Consider the following 17036-nt stretch of genomic DNA (forward strand, 5'->3'; position numbering starts at 1 on the left):
TGATATATTGAATGAAAAAAGTGATATATTTTTTAGAAGAAGATAATATAAAGAAGAAAGTTTTTGGCAGATAAGCTTTATACGGGATAAGCAATAACAGCACTAATAAAACATAATGAAGTTGCTTAAGTACCAAAAGGTTAAAATTATTATGCTTCTTTAGAATTAAGAAGCTACTTATTATTGCAATTTTAATTTTTGTTTTAATTGTAATCAACTATTATTAATAAAAATAAGCAATGACTTTTATGGAAGATTTAAGCTCTTGGAAAGAAAAGTTTGAAACTTGCGTTTACGCTAAAAAACTATTAGACAACATCGAATATTTAAACGCTAAAGTAAAAAATCCTGTTGATATAGAAGAAGTTAAAAAAGGTATCTACTACGCTCGCAAGTATCACGGCTTACAAATGCGTCAATCAGGCGATCCTTATTATTCTCACCCGATTGAAGTAGCGATTATGCTCGCAGAGTTTGTAGCCGGAGAATCTCCTAAGCTTTATAATGCTATTATGCTGCAAGCTGCTTTACTGCATGATACTATTGAAGATACAGAACTGACTGAAGAAGTAATAACTACAATTTTTGGACTGGAAGTAGCAAATCACGTAGAGGGTTTAACTAGAATAAAACCTTACGGAAAAATAAGTAGTGAGGAAAGTCTGAATTTGCTAGTTAGACAAAAAAGATATGATACAGTATTAATAAAGTTCTTTGACAGAATGCATAATTTACAAACTTTAGGTGCTAAATCACCTGAAAAAATGAGGAAAGTTTAATTAGTTTTGTAAAAATTGCTATGTATATAGAGGCACATGAAATAAAACAACAATTAATTAAACTGTGCTACAAATAAATTCTGATGAGTAATTTCTGCAGGGCTATAATTAAAAGTATTTTTTAATATATTAGCACAATAAATATATGATACATAAAATGCTATAGGATCTGCACAATCTAATAAAAAAACGCTATATTACTTTTATCTTCTTAGGATCAATATTAGCTTGTTCTAAAGTTTTTCTTAAATATCGTTTAGCATCCACAAACTCCGGTGTCTCTCTAAGCGAAGTTCTCCCGATGACTCCTACTATAGCGATTCCAGCACCGATTAAAAAAGCTATACGCCAACTAAAACCAAATGAAGTAACTAAAGAAGATAAGCATAATGCTCCAAAACCACCTAATATACAAAAACTATCTAAAGTTGCTACAGTTGGATATTGTACAGGTGGTTTAATAAATTCAGTTAAATATACATCTGCTCCTATTACTTTTCCCATTGAGGATATGCCTTGTGCCATATGGCATGTTATCATAACCCATGTAGCTACAATTTCTATTTCATCATAAGTTGAAGATTTGCCATAATAAAACAAGCTATAGCCATAAGCAAAGTAGTTATTATTATAGTTGATTTTCTTCCTATATTATCACCAAGCCAACCAAAGATTAATGCTCCTATCAGTCTAAATACATATGTTGAACATAATGCGGCTGCTTCATAGATTAGAGCAGTCTGAGGATCAGCTTGAGGAAAAGCTCGTTGAGAAGCACTGCCATATGTACATATAAATATAAATCAAAATATTCAAGAAAAGTTCCAATAGACAAAATACCTCATGCTTGTTTTTGTTCTCTATTTAAACTTGTTTGTGCTTTCGAGCATAAATTCTTTATAAAAAATTAAATTGTAAAGAAATCTATACTGTTTTATATAAAAGTCAATAGGAAATTGCGCTTTATACGAAAATCAGAAAGTGAAGTGCAACTTATTATTAATCTATGTTATCCATTTTGTAAATATAATTGCACTAGTTTAAAGCGGTATGTCCGTGTACCTGAGCATTCATCACAAGCCCAAAGCCGATTAGCATGGATGCGATCATTGTTCCGCCGTAAGAAATAAATGGCAGCGGTACGCCTACTACGGGAAGCAAGCCCATAACCATAGCTATATTAATAAATACGTGACTAAATAAGATTGAAGTAATACCTATTACCATTAATTTACTAAAAATCTCTCGGCAATTTGCGGCAATTAATAAAGAAATAGTTATAAGTGCAAAATATAATATTAGTAAAAACATTCCTCCTATAAAGCCGAACTCTTCAGCGAAGGTAGCAAAGATAAAGTCAGTTTGATGTTCGGGAAGAAAATCCAAATGGCTTTGGCTACCTTGATTTAAACCGCGTCCAAATAGGCTACCTGAACCTATAGCGATTTTAGACTGAATAATATTATAACTAGCACCGAGTGGATCATGTTCGGGATCTAAAAAAACCATTACCCGTTTTTTTTGATAATCATACATCATATTCCAAGCAATAGGTAGGCTAATAAGAGCAGCAAGACCTAGTATTATAAAATATTTTATTCTAAAACCTGCCGCAAAAAATATAATTGCTGAAACAATTAAAACAATCATTCCCGTACCTAAATCCGGTTCTCTAATTATTAGAAAAGCCGGTATTAAAACTCCTATAATCGGTATAATAACTTTATAAAATTTTGTAAGATCATCAATTGTTAGTGAATGGAAATATCTAGCAAGCATTAGTACAACGGCGATTTTTATCGGTTCGGAAGGTTGAAGCTTAACTATGCCGATATCAATCCATCTTTTACCGCCCATGGCAGTTGAGCCGAAAAGCTCCACGGCTACTAGTAAAGCGAGTACGCACAAATAAAAGATATGCGATAACCTAAATATTATGCGTAAATCAATTAATGCAATAATAATAGCTAAAGGCAAGAATATACAAAAATTTATAATTTGTTTGTAAGCCCAGGGTTGCAAATTGCTATTTGCTGCAGAATAAAGCACAATGAAACCAATACAGCAAATTAAGCTAATTAGTAAAATTAAAGTAATCGGTAATTTTTGTAATTGTTCTAGATAATTTTTATGCATTGTTTTTGTATTCAGTAGAGGTGTTGTATGTCATTCCTGCTTTCGCAGGAATGACATAACAGGATTCCAGCAACAAATCTGCTAACTAAACCCCAACATCAAACACCTTAAAAATAAATACTAATTCGTCAGCTATCTCTTTCAGATAATCAAAACGACCGGCAGAACCTTTATGTCCTGTATCCATATTTGTTTTTAATAATAAGGGATTATTGTCCATTTTTAGTTCTCGTAATTTTGCTACCCATTTAGCAGGTTCCCAGTAACCTACACGTGGGTCGGATATACCGCAAGTAACGAATAGAGCAGGGTAGTTTTGTGCTTTTACGTTATCATAAGGGGAATATGATTTAATATATTCAAAATATTCTTTCTCTTTCGGATTACCCCACTCATTATATTCCAAGAGAGTTAACGGTAAGCTTTCGTCAAGCATGGTACTCAAAACATCAACAAACGGTACATGCGCGATTGCTGCTCTATAGATTTCCGGTTTTTCGTTGAGTACGTAACCGATTAACATACCGCCGGCACTACCGCCCATTATTGCTATATTGTTGTTACTTGTATATTGCTCGTTAATTAAAGCTCTACTACAGGCTATGAAGTCTTCAAATGTTCTTTTTTTGGTTAAAAACTTAGCAGCTTCATACCAATTATGACCTAGATCATCGCCACCTCTAATATGAGCAACTGCGTAAATAAAACCGTGATCGGCAAGTGTCACTGCTGTATTTCTAAAATTGACGGGCATAGCGATGCCATAAGCACCGTAACCCATTAGATATAAAGGATTTGAACCGTCTTTTTTAAATAAAGATTTTTTATAAAACAAGGTTATAGGTACTTTTACATCTTCATTATCTGCAAATATTCTCTCTACTTTATACTCCTCCGGGTTAAAGCCTGAAGGTATTGCGTGGCTCTTTAATATCGTTAATTTATCGCTATTAAAATCGTAGCTATAAGTGGTATTGGGTTTTGCTAGAGAAGAGTAATCTATTCTGATATCGTCTTCCTCAAAGTTTGTAGAAAAACTACTTGCTTGGAAACTTTCGTCGGGAAAATGAATTGTGTTTTCTTGTAAATCTTTAAATCGCTTTATTTTAATTAGCGGTAAACCTTGGTCACGATAGTTTAAGATTAAATAATTATTTGTAACATTAAAGCTTTTTAAATATTTGTCTTGTTCTTCCTTAATATAAATATTATCCCAATCATCCCAGCTAGTATTTTCAAAATTATTTACCGGCAGTTTTATAACATGGAAATTTTTAGCTTTATAATTAGTTTTAATATAAAAATAATCGCCATTATATTCTATTTCATAGAATATTTTGTTTTCTGCAGCTCGTACTAATTTAGGCATAAAACTATCATCCTGCATAGAAATTACGTAAATTTCATTTTCATTATGATCGCCTGAATTTATAAAAATATATTCATGACTTGCTGATTTTTTGCAGTTGATAAAATGAAGAGGGTTTTTTACCTCGAATATTAATTTATCCTGAGTGACCTCTTCACCTAGACGGTGAAACATTACCTTATCCCAGCGTTGATTCTCATTAATAGTAATATAGAAAAAGCCGTTTAAGTGTTCATGCCAAATTATAGTAGGAGCTACAGCTAAATCTCGATTGCTTGATACAAGCGAATTTTGCGGCATTCGCCTATGCTCACGTACATTTGTACGTTCCGCAGGTTCTTCCTGAAATTCATCTTGTCTGAAGCGATCGAGATTTAGCTGTACATTGCCTAATTCATCAGGTAAGTATTTTTGTTCTTTAAGGTTGTATATTTTGATATTGTATTGTTCATTACCTGTAAAATTAACACTATAAGCCATTAAATTGTGATCAGGTGACATTGCAACTGTAGCAACATCAGTAAAACCGCTATCTGGAGCAAGAAGGTTGACATCTAATATTACTTCTTCCGCTGAATCCATATTATTATGCTTTCTGCAATATATCGGATAATTTTTATTCTCCTCTACTCTATGGTAATAGTAATAATCTTTGTTCTTAACATAAACCGATTCATCATCTAATTTAACCCGTCCTTTTAATTCTTCAAAAATCTTTTCCTTATCATTTTGCAGATCGGCAAAGAAATTTTCGGTATATTGATTCTCAGCTTTTAAATAATCTAAAATTTGAGAGTCTTCTACATTTGGCCACTTAGGATCACGCAGCCAGTGATAATCATCGTTTATTGTTGCTCCGTGAACTTCAAAGCTGTAATTTTGTTTGTCTATCATTGGTGGTTTCATGTTTTTTATTTTTTTGTGTTGTTATGCCTAAAGTCATCATTGCGAGGAGCTGTAGGCGACGCGGCAATCTAGTAAAATAATAAAAAAATTCTGTAATCAGAATTTTTTACTGGATTGCTTCGTCGAAACTTACAGTTTCTTTTCGCAATGACGATTTTAGTATCTATACAACAATGACATCGAATTATTGTAGTGTTAAAATCAAACTAATTAATAGGAATAATACAATCAATACAGCAGTTTGCTGATTATGCCAAGCAGATATTTTACTTAAAATATTATCCCAAATAACCTTAAAATTAAGATATTCTGCCGCATCTTCGTTATTGTCTGCCGTTTCTTTATATTTATCGATACTGAAATATATAAATTTTTCAATATATTGGTATAGGTCAAGGTTTATGTTTTCTGTCGAAATGCGTGGTATTTTTCTAAATATTAAAGCCAATAACAGTGAGATTGCAAGGATAACTAGCTTAAAGTTAGCAGTATGTGATATTTGAATAGGGTAGAATAAACATATGCATAAAGTTATGATGCAGAAAGAGAGGTAGGTTATAGTTCTTATGTCATTCCCGCGGAAGCGGGAATCCAGAAATATTATAAAGCTTTTATTTTTAAGGTCTTTACTGGATTCCTGCTTTCGCAGGAATAACATAAAGAGAGACGGGAATGACTTAGAACTCTCCATCAACAACCCAAATAATACGGTACAAGTCGCTATCTTGGAAAATAGCATTACACTATTCTCGTTTAAAATATTAGCTATTTCATCTTTAATATAAGAAGAACTAATAGGCAGTATAGATGTATAGATCAATATACTAATAACAAATCCGCTTAATAAAATAAAATTAATTTGAGTATTCTGAAGATCTTGGTAATTTTTAATATCATACTCATCTTCTATATAAGCGAAATATAAAGCAAATAATCCGTTATATAATATATGTATGAATATAAAGCTTGTAATAAGATAAGCTATATTTGGAGAGTTTATGCTAATAGCCGTTAATATAAAACCAAGCTGTGATACGGTAAGATAACATATTAATCGTTTAAGTTTTTTTTCAATTAGAGCAAATACTAATCCGTAAATGATCATTGATATCCCAAAAAACTTTAATGTCTCAAGACCACTAAATAATTTTAAAATGATAATTAAAGTAACTTTAGTAGTAAAACTAATTAAATATACAATACCGCTACTTGAAGCTATAGGATAGCAATGAACCACCCAGCCGTTTACAAAAATAGCCGAGGCATTAATTAAACAACCTGCAAGTATGAATATTGCCGGTAACTCAAAATTATTTACTGATTCCGTTAAAGAAGTAAAAGTCGTATTACTTGTTGTTTGGATTAGAAGAGTCATACCGATTAAGATTAGCCCGCTGCTGAATAAATGAGTGAGGAAATATTGACGTGCCGGTTTTATCTTTAATTGGTCACAAAAAATAATTATGCAGGCAAAAATCGTCATGAATTCAAGCGAGATTATCATGGAAATAAAATCAGCTGCAAATACGCATATAATAGAGGATAAACAGTATAAACTACCTATTAAGCATTCTAATTTTCTATTTTGGGAAATTGTATAAAGATTTAAGATAGCAGTAACAATTAGAAATGCTAGAGCTATTAGCTGATTTTGTGGGTGAAAATCAAACATAAGCTCAAAATTAGTAAGCGGAAATGTACACTTGGTATTTTGAATAAACATTTTAATCTTTAGAAGAAACTGTTAAAACCTCTAGTCCCTGGATTCTTTTAAAGTCTTTTACATTTAGAGTTAATATCGGAAAACCTTTTGTAATAGCCGTTGCTGCAATAAGCATATCATGAGTTCCTATAGTTATACGTTGTGTGTATGAATCATGAATAATACGTGCATATGTATATACTTATTCAATACCGAACGGTAATATAGTAAACAGACTTTTTACGTATTCTATAAAAGCTAAAAATTTTATACGTTTATTCTCATTCTTGACTCTATCTACTCCTATTAATAGTTCAGTTAACACAATAGGACTAATATAAGCCTGACCGTAATGTGACCATTGCTTAGTACTTACCTTGCCTCTTTCTAAAGCTATGATTATAGCAGTATCAATAATTAATCCCATCTTTCAACCAATTTTTTAATATCTTGTTTAGTATTGCGTCTTATTTCTTCAAGATTTTTCATGAATTGATCAGCATCTTCAAGATCAAGATGTGGACCATTTTTAAAAGCTTCCTCTAAGTCTCTTACTGCTACAGAAGGCTTGATTTCTGCAGGCGTAATCCTTGCTACGATATGATTACCTTTTTGAACGTCAAAGCTTTCGCCTTTATAGTAAACTCTATTCATAATATCTGAAAAAGATCGTACAAATTCTGTTGCTCTAATAATTTGTGCCATATTTGTACTCAAAAATAATTACCATATTTATACCTTTGATACTTCAAGATTTGGTACGTCAAATTTCGGGATTTGCCTGTGCTCACGTACTATATTGTACGCTGTGCAGGCGCACTGCTTATTTGACTTACAACTTTTGAAGTATCTGCGGTATACATATTATATGATTATGTGTAAATTATGTAAATATGTTTATGTAATATAAGCTAAAAATTCTCTGATTAAGATTTGAATAAAATAGAAAAGCGTTACGGCACAGCAGCACATTATTATACTAATTTGCATAGAGTAGGGGAGTGGTTTTGTTACGCTAGATTCTACTAAAGAAGGTTTATAAATAGAGCTTAATATTTTGAGCAGGTAAAGGCTTGAGAATATACTACTAGCTATTACGACAATCATAACAATGATTTGATTCTGTTCGCTTGCGGCAAGTAATATTGAGAATTTGCTAATAAATCCGCTAAAGATAGGTATACCGATTAATGATAATGAAGAGATAGATATAATAAAAGAAATTAAAGGAAATTCTTTGGATGTACCATGTAAATTCTGTACTTGATCAGCTTTCTTTAAACTGTAAATACTTCCCATACTATAAAATAAGCAGATTTTTGTAAAAGAATGTGAAACTAAATGGAGTATTGCGGCTCCAAGTGCCTTAGGTGTTAACATGAAAGCACTAAGCAATGCAAGGCTTAATTGGTTCATAGTGGAGTAGGCGAGTATTTTTTTGATATTATCTGTGTCTAGGGCTTTGATTGAGCTATAAAATATGCTTACTATCGGTATAAAAATTAACCAGTTAAACTCGGCAAATATCATTTGTAAATACGATAAACCGAATATATATAATAGGATTTTGTAAATACAAAATAATCCGGTTTTAACCACTATTACGGCATGCAGCAAACTACTAATGGGGTAATGTGCAACCATTGCAGCAGGAAGCCATGAATGCACTGGAAAAATTGCAGTTTTAGCAATACCGCAAATAAACATTAACAATAAAATAATTGACTGGTTTTTGGAAAAATAATTTTCTACTAAACTCCCAATTGCAAAATCTCCGTTACCGGCTTTAGTATAAACAATTATAACTGCCGGTAAAAATAATATTGTGGCAGAAATCATCAGAATTTTTAGATATTTATATAACCCGCTAAGTACTATATTATTTTTGGTATGTCCTATTAAAAAAGCTGTAGAAATAGTTAAAAGCTCATAGCAAATAAACATCGTGAATAAGTTGCTAGATAAAGCAATTAAAACACCGATTAGAATAGTTAAGTTAAAGAAAAATAAGAATCTAGAAGAATAGTCTATATTATTAATAGCAAGATATTTAGGAGTGTAAAGTAAAGCACAAATCCATAAAAAGCCTATTAAGCTTAAGAAAATAAGCCCTAAAGGTTCAAGATGGAATCCTATAGAGTAATTACCGAATATATTAAATTCAAATCCTGCTCTAATACCTTTTAAAAACAACCAGTCTATAATTAAAATATTACCGAAGAAAAAAATAGCGATAGTAATAAGTAAAAAATTACGTATAAAGCTATCTTTTTGAGTGGCATACGGGCTAGTTAAGTTTAATGCACCAACTAGCAAAGTTGATAGAATCAGAAGACTCGGAGTAGTAAATTGTGTAATCATGATAAGCTGTTATACTTTTTTTGATAGTATGGTTAGAGCATTACCTGTATGGCTTTCTATGTCATGCCTAGCTAAAAGTGGGAATCCAGAAAAAGCGAGATAAATCGTGCTTTTAGTTTTAAAAACTTACTGTGTTTATATTTTTTAATTACTGGATTCCCGCCTTCGCGGGAATGACAATAGTACCATTTTATAATGGTAAAATAACGATCCTACGGAGCTAAGTAAAATTATAATAAAATCTACTATTAGATTTTGTGTTAATAATAATTCAAGAATATTTACTTTGATAAAAAATAATGGACTGATAGGTAAGCCACAGCTGCAAATAATAGCAATTATTATTAAAACTTTGTTAGGCCCTCTTTTATAGCTTTCATTATAAGCATCTATCAAGAAAAGAGCTATTTTATTTATACTATCCGCAAGTAATAAACTTGGTAAAACTATTATACCGTTTTCGGTTACGTATAATAAAAATACGTAACCTATTTGAGTGAAACATGAATAAATTATAATATTCTTGAAATCTTTTGCTTGGTAAGCAAAATACGGGGCTATAATAAGAGTAGCTAAAGCGATAGGTTTTATAAAATTTGTAATAGCCGTTTTAATTGTCTCATAGCCTATAATAATATAAGTAAATTTATATATTATATATATTCCTATTATAGTAGAAATCCCTGCTAAATATACTAAAATAACTGAAGCCGTGTTATTATAAGCTCTCATCATCCAAAAATGCATAGGGAAAAAAGCTGTTTTTAAAATAGCACCTATTAAGAAAAAACCGATAGCTATAGTGATTATACGGGAATTAGTATGTTCTTGTAAATAAGCTGCAATTTCTGCCATATTCAAACTACCCGTAATGTTTAGCAAAAATCCTATAGATATAAGAATAAGAGTTGCACCGATACTACCTATTATCAAATAATCAAAAGCTCCGATTAAAGATTTTGGATTATTACCTGAGGCTATCAGGACATAGCTACTAAGTGTCGAAATCTCTATAAATATATATAGATTAAAAAAATCGTGAGTAGCAATCATCCCTAAATAGCCCGTATGAGCGAATAATAATATACCGTAAAATAAAGATTTTCTATTATTGTTTATATATTTTAAGATAGTTTGATTAGTAATCTTATGACAAAAAACTAAAAAGAATAATAAAACCAAGTTAAGATAAATAATAATAGCTTGGTTTAGTGCATTTAGCCGATATTCTATTCCTATTTTTGAAGTCCATCCTCCCATGGTGTAAGATAGCTCCGTATTTTGTATAATGCTATATCCATAAACACTGACCAAAAGGCTAGATAAAATGCAAATCGTAGTAATTATTCGTGCAAAGGTAATAAAGCGAAAAGATATTATTGAGAGTAAAGCCCCGAATAAAGGGAATAATATTTGTATGATAGGGATATGGTTAGCTAGAATCATTTATCAAAATTAATTTCATTTTCTGATATTGTACCAAAATGTTTATAAATTTGATATATTAAACTTAAAGCTACGCTAAGATTAGCAAACCCAACTACTATAGCAGTTAGCATTAATACATGAGGCAAAGGGCTAGTGTAAGTAGTGACGCCCTCTTGTAAAATAGGTACACCGCCTGTTTTAATTTTTCCGATACTTAAATAAAATACTAACACCAAACTTTGAAAGATTCCAAGCCCGATAATTTTATGAATATAATTACGACTTGTAAGCATTATAAATAAGCCGCTAGTTAGTAAGATCAAGGCAAAGAAATATATTAAATGATGCATAATTATATTGTTATTGTAAGAAAAGCATTGTTACGTGAATCAGTTTCATCGTCATTGTTACGCTCCTTTTAGTCGCTCGCAATGACGTTGGTAGACATTAATACGCTTTGAAAGACTGATTAAATACGCATGTGATTTTTTTGCCCTTACGTATAGCGAGCTTAGGAAAAACCTGTTCAAGGATCACCATATTAGGATTATCTTGAGCAAGGCGATAATTTACTAAAGATTCTCGAAGTGAATCATCTACAGCAAAAATACCGGAAATTTCAGCGTTTTTATCTCTAAATTGCAGATAAGTAAACTCGCCGTCATCAAAAATTTTAATAGGAGCTATTTCTTCGCTGCCGCTAATATAGTAATTAAAGTTATATTTTTCAGGATGAGTCAGGTCGGGACTTGCTAGGGCAGCAGAAAAAGTTTGCATATGACCGCTCATATTGTCATTTTCGTCATCCGGATAAAGAAACTTTACGTTAAAGACCATTTCAGGATCACGCATATCAAGAGTTTCGGCGGCATATAGTTCAAAGAAGTAAGTCCGTTTATTAGTAATTAAAGTCATATTAGTAGTAGCATCCGGTTCCATCGGTTTAATAAAAATCCTATGACCGGCAGGTACTATTTGCCATGAAGTAGTATCTCCCATAGAAATACTTACTATTTCCTCGTCTCTTGCTAGTTCTATGCTTGCTTGATAGCCGTAATATCCTGTGAATTTGAAAACATCGTCAGGGTTATAAGTCATAACTCTTAGACGTGGGTCTCGACCTAGAGGTCGTGATATAGTAAGAGCAAATACATCTAATGTAAGTATTATAAAAGTACAAAATATTATTAGTTGCTTCATATTATTTCTGATTTTTATTCCTTAATAACTTTAGCTTGTAACTAGTAACGGTAAAATTGAACGGCATATCAGGTGATGTACTTGTACTGATAGAATCCATTATAAATCCGATTCTTGCTTCCCATACCATATTTTCTAAAATTGCACCCGTACTATTTTTTGCCAATGATTCAAAAGTAACAATTGCCTCGTTATCGTTTATATTGTTAATTGATAATATATTAATTGAGCGTCTATATAGTTTTTGATATCTTATGACCGGTGATAATGGGTTATCAATATTCATAAAATTAGCAAATTGCATATAAACAATACTTGTAGAAGCATTTTTGATAAAGGTAAATTGTTCTTTTAATATATCGTAATTGTATTCTTCTCGTTGGTTTACATAATTCTGAAGCATAATATTTGCAATAGCGATATAAGGATTTGCTAATGCTGAATGTTTAGTATTAGTAACGGCAGCTTGTTTTTCGGCATCATCTTTTATTAAATAACTTACTTTTTTGTTTATTGGTAGCAATATGTTGATATTTATACAAATTAAGGTTAATAATAAGGTAAAAATCGTGCATATTAAAAGCAGAAGACTTCTATGACTTAACGGTAAGATATACTTAAAATTATACCATTTTCTTGCATCAATAAAATATTCGCCGGATTTTATATATTCTTGTATTGCGTTGGTTAATGGGTCCATAGATTAATATCTAATTTTATTCTGTTTTAACTCTATCATAATTATTATAATATATGATTATGATTTGTTAATTTAATGTTATTTAAGCTATAAAATAAGTTTATATTGTTGTTACAATACCAAATATTGTTTAACTTTAAAATTAAAATAAATAAATTATAAATTAAAATTATACAATAACAATTATTGATGGTAGTTATTATGTTATACTCGTCCCACTTGAAAAATTGGTGATAATGTCTTTATAAGTCCGCAGGTAGCCACGTATTAAGTATACGCTCTGCTCCCAAGCTGAACTTCGTATAACTACTCTTTGATTTACTTCAGAGTATGATAGTTTACAATCTTTTTAATATTTTTTTATATTTATAAATAGATTTTTGCAAAAAATGCTTGTGAACTATTGTATAGTAAGGTAATTTTAAAATAGTAACAAGATAATTTAATAATGTATAATTAGAATGTTAAAATCATTAAAGCTTCTATTAGTATTAATTATGCTTGCTCAATTGTTGTCATGTACCCCTTCAGCTCCCTATGAAATTAAAAGCCCGTGCGTTTCTGCTGATATAGATGATGGCTCGAGTGTAAGCATAAATCCTTGTATAAGAAGACCTGTTAATTCAGTAAATATAGTATAAAAGTAATTAGTTTTACACAATAACAATGTAATAATAAAAATACCTTTGATATGAATAATATATTTGGCTTCTTTAAATCAAGTAATAACTCGCAAAGCGGTTCAGGAGATACACAAACGCACGAAAGTATTAAATTGGCTAATCCTTTAAAAATTACTCAGAATTGGTATGAAGAGCGATATGATAAGTTACTTGTTCAACGTAACTTACTTATCATATTAATAATACTACTAACCATTTTTATGATTATATCAACTTTAGTAATAGCATTTGTAGTAAAATCTAAACGGTTTGATCCTTTTGTTATTCAGCTTAATAGTAATACCGGACGTGCCTCGGTGGTAGAACCTATTTCATCACCGGTGTTAACGGCGGATGAGTCTCTTACAAGGTATTTTATAAAGAAATACATAACGGCACGGGAAACATATAATCCGGTTGATTTTGCGACGATAGCTCGTACGACAATAAGATTATTTTCAACAAGCAGTGTTTATTACAATTATCTTGGCTATATAAGAAATAAAGATTTTGATCCTACTTTAAAATATAAAGAAGAGAATACTACATTTGTAGTAATAAAATCATGGTCAAAAATCGCAGCAGATAAATATATAGTTAGATTTTCCGTAAATGAAACATCAGGAAACCAATTAGTTTATAATAAAATAGCGGTAGTAAGTTATGCTTATGTACCTATGCAATTAACAGATTCAGAACTTGATGTAAATCCGGTAGGGTTTCAAGTTAACGGATATAGGGTAGACGATGACAATAGTTAGATTTTATTTTTTAGTTTTTATATTATTAAGCGGTTTTACAGTACAACGAGAATGTCCACTTGTAGATGATCCATGTAATAGTAGTAATAATTATGTAGATGATTTATCTATAACTAAAGATAATAGGATAAAAACTTATATATATAATCCAAATGAAGTTTATTTATTAGTTTTGCATTTTGGCTTTCAATCGCATATAGAATTTGCTAAAAACGAAGAAATCCAAAATATAATTCTTGGGGATGCTTATGCTTGGAAAATAACTCCTTTGGCAAATAGATTATTTATTAAGCCTCTTGAAAAAGATATTCGTACAAATATGACTATTATAACTAATAAAAGAATATATGAATTTGATATCGCTTCTACGGAACTTATGATGGGTAACGAAAGGGATTTAGTATATGTAATTAAATTTTACTACCCTAAGAAAAATAGTAATTACATGGCAAGATTTTAATCGATGTCATTTCTGCGTAGATACGTCATTGCGAGCAGCCGTAGGCTGCGTGGCAATCTCATGAAATAATACAAACTCCTAAGATACGGACGTATAATTGCTCTGCGCTTTCCTCGCAATGACGGGAAAACTGATCCACGCAACAATGACAATAAAAACACTTTAACTAATATAATTTAGATATGGCTGAAGAGCAAAATAACAATCATAATACCGGTTCTTTATCAGGAGCAGATTCTCCTGAAGTACAAAGAGAATTATCAAAAATTTCGGTTAGCTTTAATAAGAGTATTGCGATAGTAGTCGTAATTTGTGGTATTTTTATATATATTTTTTATACTCTTTTTTTCGGTACTGAAAAAGAAGAAATACCGGAGACTCAGATACCGAGTAATATTGTAAAACCCGTTACGGAGGTTGATGATAATATTCCGGAGATTCCAAAGTTACCTGATCCGCCTAAGCTTGAGACGCCCACCGCTCCTCCACTGCCTCCCCCTCCGGTAGTAAAAGTTCCACCGGTCTTATCTCCTACTACTCCTGTAGAAGAGAATAAAGACAAAACGCTTCCATTGCCGCCGGTTTCGTTGCCTTCGACTTCAGGAACGTTAGTTGAGAGCGATGCAGAGAAGCAACGTCGTGAAGCCAAAAGAAAATCAGCTATAGTGTTAATTGGTGGTGTAGAGCCTAAAAAAACACCGGAACAGATTACGGCAGAAGCGACCTTTAAAAATCGCGGTGATATGTCTTTGGTTCTCGGACGCGGTAAATTAATTGATGCAGTCCTTGAGACGGTAATAAATAGTGATCTCGGCGGTGAAATAAGAGCCATTATTAGTAGAGACGTATTTTCTGAGAAAGATAAAGTTATATTGATACCGAAAGGGTCAAAAATATTCGGTAAATATGCAACCTCAACTTCGTCAGATAGTTACGGGAGAGTTTCTATAATATGGGATAGAATCGATTTAACTAACGGTTATACTATAGAATTCGACTCACCTGCAGTTGATAATTTAGGTAGACCGGGATTACAAGGAAGAGTTGATAATAAATATAAAGAACAATTTGCAAATGCCGTATTACAATCCGGCTTTAATATAGGGCTTGCTAAAGTCCTTGATAAGTTAGTGCCGCCTCCTATAGATTCTCAGGCAGCGGCTACCAATAGTGCTACGGCAACACAATTGTTAAATACTGCTCAAACTATTGCGTCTAATACCGCTATAGATGCAAATACTAGGATAGTTACAATTTGTACTAATATACTTGCTGCTATTACTGATAAAACTTCGACTGCTTATACTACTATGACTCAAGCATGTACAACCGCACAAACTGCTTCTTCAGCGAATACTGCTGAGCAGAGACTTCAAACCTTAGTACAGGCAGTTAATACGGCAGCTTCAAGTTTGCTTACTACTACCTCTATAGCATCAACTCCGACGCAAGCACAACAAGCTTCTACTCAAGCTTTTACGGATGTGACGAATGTTGTACAAAATATGATAACTCAGCAGCAGTTTAAGCCGACGACAACGGTTAATCAAGGTACGCCGGTTAGAATATACGTTAATAAGGATTATAAATTCCCAAAAGCCGTTTTATTAAAATCGAAGGTAATGAAATGAATGAAGAATTTGCAGCCTTAGAGACGTTTTTACTTCCTTTTAAAAATTTATTTGCTGAAGACGGTATTAACGAAATTATGGTTAATAAGCCTGGAGAAGCATGGGTTGAAAAAAAAGGCGATATATATTCTAAGCAAATACCGGAACTGGATAGCGAACATCTACTTGCATTAGGGCGTTTAGTCGCTCAATCTACCGAACAGATAATTTCAGAAGAAAAACCGCTTCTTTCGGCAACTTTGCCGAATGGCTACCGTATTCAAATAGTATTTCCTCCTGCTTGTGAGATAGGACAAATCATTTATGCTATAAGAAAGCCTAGCGGTATGAATCTAACTTTAGATGAATATGCTAAAATGGGGGCATTTGATGATACTGCAACAGAGAGTTTAGTAGATGAAGATGCAGTAATTTTAAATAATTTCTTAGCTGAAAAAAAGATTAAAGAATTTATTAGACATGCAGTTGTTTCAAAGAAAAATATCATAATTAGCGGCGGTACTTCAACCGGTAAAACTACTTTTACTAATGCGGCACTCACTGAAATACCTGCAATAGAAAGATTAATTACTGTAGAAGATGCTCGTGAGGTTGTACTATCAAGCCATCCTAACAGAGTGCATTTACTGGCTTCCAAAGGAGGACAGGGGCGTGCAAATGTTACTACTCAAGATTTAATAGAGGCCTGTTTGCGTTTAAGACCAGATAGGATTATAGTAGGTGAGCTGCGAGGTAAGGAAGCTTTTAGTTTTTTGCGTGCTATTAATACAGGTCATCCCGGTTCAATATCAACACTGCATGCTGATAGTCCCGCTATGGCTATTGAGCAGTTAAAGCTTATGGTTATGCAAGCAGATCTTGGTATGCCGCCTGAAGAAGTAAAGAAGTATATTTTAACCGTTGTAGATGTCGTTGTGCAGTTAAAACGTGGTAGCGGCGGG

At 32.1% G+C, this 17036-nt stretch carries 18 protein-coding genes and 2 pseudogenes; 6 read left to right on the plus strand and 14 right to left on the minus strand.

From position 1 onward, the window contains the following. A partial coding sequence (locus RGRA_RS13205) for a hypothetical protein (RefSeq protein ID WP_236609766.1) occupies nt 1-217 on the minus strand: 217 nt, incomplete at its 3' end. Between the two features lie 31 nt (nt 218-248). Here RGRA_RS13205 and RGRA_RS0102615 point away from each other — a divergent pair. Then, on the plus strand, nt 249-779 hold the full coding sequence (locus RGRA_RS0102615) for an HD domain-containing protein (protein ID WP_017443188.1): 531 nt from the start codon (nt 249-251) through the stop codon (nt 777-779). Nucleotides 780-971: 192 nt separating this feature from the next. On the opposite strand, the gene RGRA_RS0102620 is transcribed toward RGRA_RS0102615, so the two are convergent. The 13 genes and pseudogenes from RGRA_RS0102620 to RGRA_RS0102675 form a co-directional block, all read right to left on the minus strand. Further along, nucleotides 972-1319, minus strand: coding sequence for an MFS transporter (locus tag RGRA_RS0102620; protein ID WP_269077346.1), 348 nt, complete (start codon nt 1317-1319; stop codon nt 972-974). Nucleotides 1320-1339: 20 nt separating this feature from the next. Then, nucleotides 1340-1579 carry an MFS transporter gene (locus tag RGRA_RS14255; RefSeq protein ID WP_330216859.1) on the minus strand — a complete coding sequence of 80 codons (240 nt, stop codon included), beginning with the start codon at nt 1577-1579 and terminating at the stop codon, nt 1340-1342. 235 nt (nt 1580-1814) lie between these two features. Next, the gene (gene rodA / locus RGRA_RS0102625) at nt 1815-2915 is read right to left on the minus strand and encodes a rod shape-determining protein RodA (protein ID WP_017443190.1); all 1101 of its coding nucleotides are present in this window, start codon (nt 2913-2915) and stop codon (nt 1815-1817) included. A gap of 85 nt (nt 2916-3000) precedes the next feature. Beyond that, nucleotides 3001-5190, minus strand: a complete 2190-nt coding sequence (locus tag RGRA_RS0102630; protein ID WP_017443191.1) for a prolyl oligopeptidase family serine peptidase — start codon at nt 5188-5190, stop codon at nt 3001-3003. A gap of 184 nt (nt 5191-5374) precedes the next feature. After that, on the minus strand, nt 5375-6913 hold the full coding sequence (locus tag RGRA_RS0102635; protein ID WP_017443192.1) for a proton-conducting transporter transmembrane domain-containing protein: 1539 nt from the start codon (nt 6911-6913) through the stop codon (nt 5375-5377). 1 nt (nt 6914) lies between these two features. Continuing rightward, nucleotides 6915-7319, minus strand: a pseudogene (vapC, locus tag RGRA_RS11385) (ribonuclease VapC). Then, nucleotides 7310-7597, minus strand: coding sequence for a type II toxin-antitoxin system antitoxin VapB (vapB, locus tag RGRA_RS0102650; protein WP_017443193.1), 288 nt, complete (start codon nt 7595-7597; stop codon nt 7310-7312). Before vapB ends, vapC begins: the two are co-directional and overlap by 10 nt. A 30-nt stretch (nt 7598-7627) precedes the next feature. Continuing rightward, nucleotides 7628-7758 (minus strand): annotated as a pseudogene (locus RGRA_RS10300) (palindromic element RPE5 domain-containing protein); the annotation flags it as partial. 31 nt (nt 7759-7789) lie between these two features. After that, the gene (locus tag RGRA_RS0102655; protein WP_017443194.1) at nt 7790-9253 is read right to left on the minus strand and encodes a proton-conducting transporter transmembrane domain-containing protein; all 1464 of its coding nucleotides are present in this window, start codon (nt 9251-9253) and stop codon (nt 7790-7792) included. Nucleotides 9254-9397: 144 nt separating this feature from the next. Then, nucleotides 9398-10699: a proton-conducting transporter transmembrane domain-containing protein gene (locus RGRA_RS0102660; RefSeq protein WP_024547251.1), complete on the minus strand. Its 1302-nt coding sequence runs from the start codon at nt 10697-10699 to the stop codon at nt 9398-9400. Further along, nucleotides 10696-11031, minus strand: a complete 336-nt coding sequence (locus tag RGRA_RS0102665; RefSeq protein WP_017443172.1) for a Na+/H+ antiporter subunit C — start codon at nt 11029-11031, stop codon at nt 10696-10698. The genes RGRA_RS0102660 and RGRA_RS0102665 overlap by 4 nt, the downstream gene beginning before the upstream one ends. Nucleotides 11032-11128: 97 nt before the next feature. Next, nucleotides 11129-11881, minus strand: coding sequence for a P-type conjugative transfer protein VirB9 (gene virB9 / locus RGRA_RS0102670; protein ID WP_017443173.1), 753 nt, complete (start codon nt 11879-11881; stop codon nt 11129-11131). A gap of 1 nt (nt 11882) precedes the next feature. Then, nucleotides 11883-12581, minus strand: a complete 699-nt coding sequence (locus RGRA_RS0102675; protein ID WP_017443174.1) for a VirB8 family type IV secretion system protein — start codon at nt 12579-12581, stop codon at nt 11883-11885. Nucleotides 12582-13042: 461 nt separating this feature from the next. Between RGRA_RS0102675 and RGRA_RS0102680 the strand changes: the two genes are divergently transcribed. The 5 genes from RGRA_RS0102680 to virB11 all read left to right on the plus strand — a co-directional run. Then, nucleotides 13043-13222 (plus strand): DUF2706 domain-containing protein, encoded by a 180-nt coding sequence (locus RGRA_RS0102680; protein ID WP_017443175.1) that lies wholly within the window; start codon nt 13043-13045, stop codon nt 13220-13222. Between the two features lie 50 nt (nt 13223-13272). Then, on the plus strand, nt 13273-14004 hold the full coding sequence (locus RGRA_RS0102685) for a VirB8 family type IV secretion system protein (RefSeq protein WP_017443176.1): 732 nt from the start codon (nt 13273-13275) through the stop codon (nt 14002-14004). Then, complete coding sequence (locus RGRA_RS0102690) at nt 13991-14464, plus strand: TrbG/VirB9 family P-type conjugative transfer protein (RefSeq protein ID WP_017443177.1); 474 nt, start codon at nt 13991-13993, stop codon at nt 14462-14464. Before RGRA_RS0102685 ends, RGRA_RS0102690 begins: the two co-directional genes overlap by 14 nt. 182 nt (nt 14465-14646) lie before the next feature. Beyond that, nucleotides 14647-16095, plus strand: coding sequence for a TraB/TrbI/VirB10 family type IV secretion system protein (locus RGRA_RS0102695; protein WP_017443178.1), 1449 nt, complete (start codon nt 14647-14649; stop codon nt 16093-16095). Next, the coding region (gene virB11, locus RGRA_RS0102700; protein WP_024547252.1) for a P-type DNA transfer ATPase VirB11 at nt 16092-17036 on the plus strand (945 nt) is incomplete at its 3' end. The genes RGRA_RS0102695 and virB11, both read left to right, overlap by 4 nt.

It is taken from the genome of Rickettsia gravesii BWI-1, from assembly GCF_000485845.1.
Lineage (GTDB): Bacteria > Pseudomonadota > Alphaproteobacteria > Rickettsiales > Rickettsiaceae > Rickettsia > Rickettsia rickettsii.

Bases quoted from the DNA above. Each gene is read 5' to 3' on its own strand.
- RGRA_RS0102690 (WP_017443177.1), top strand. From the start codon at position 13,991: ATGACAATAGTTAGATTTTATTTTTTAGTTTTTATATTATTAAGCGGT.
- RGRA_RS0102695 (WP_017443178.1), top strand. From the start codon at position 14,647: ATGGCTGAAGAGCAAAATAACAATCATAATACCGGTTCTTTATCAGGA.
- virB9 (WP_017443173.1), bottom strand. From the start codon at position 11,881: ATGAAGCAACTAATAATATTTTGTACTTTTATAATACTTACATTAGAT.
- RGRA_RS0102680 (WP_017443175.1), top strand. From the start codon at position 13,043: ATGTTAAAATCATTAAAGCTTCTATTAGTATTAATTATGCTTGCTCAA.
- RGRA_RS0102655 (WP_017443194.1), bottom strand. From the start codon at position 9,253: ATGATTACACAATTTACTACTCCGAGTCTTCTGATTCTATCAACTTTG.
- RGRA_RS0102685 (WP_017443176.1), top strand. From the start codon at position 13,273: ATGAATAATATATTTGGCTTCTTTAAATCAAGTAATAACTCGCAAAGC.
- rodA (WP_017443190.1), bottom strand. From the start codon at position 2,915: ATGCATAAAAATTATCTAGAACAATTACAAAAATTACCGATTACTTTA.
- RGRA_RS0102615 (WP_017443188.1), top strand. From the start codon at position 249: ATGGAAGATTTAAGCTCTTGGAAAGAAAAGTTTGAAACTTGCGTTTAC.
- RGRA_RS0102620 (WP_269077346.1), bottom strand. From the start codon at position 1,319: ATGATAACATGCCATATGGCACAAGGCATATCCTCAATGGGAAAAGTA.
- RGRA_RS0102665 (WP_017443172.1), bottom strand. From the start codon at position 11,031: ATGCATCATTTAATATATTTCTTTGCCTTGATCTTACTAACTAGCGGC.
- RGRA_RS0102660 (WP_024547251.1), bottom strand. From the start codon at position 10,699: ATGATTCTAGCTAACCATATCCCTATCATACAAATATTATTCCCTTTA.
- RGRA_RS0102630 (WP_017443191.1), bottom strand. From the start codon at position 5,190: ATGAAACCACCAATGATAGACAAACAAAATTACAGCTTTGAAGTTCAC.
- RGRA_RS0102675 (WP_017443174.1), bottom strand. From the start codon at position 12,581: ATGGACCCATTAACCAACGCAATACAAGAATATATAAAATCCGGCGAA.
- RGRA_RS0102635 (WP_017443192.1), bottom strand. From the start codon at position 6,913: ATGTTTATTCAAAATACCAAGTGTACATTTCCGCTTACTAATTTTGAG.
- vapB (WP_017443193.1), bottom strand. From the start codon at position 7,597: ATGGCACAAATTATTAGAGCAACAGAATTTGTACGATCTTTTTCAGAT.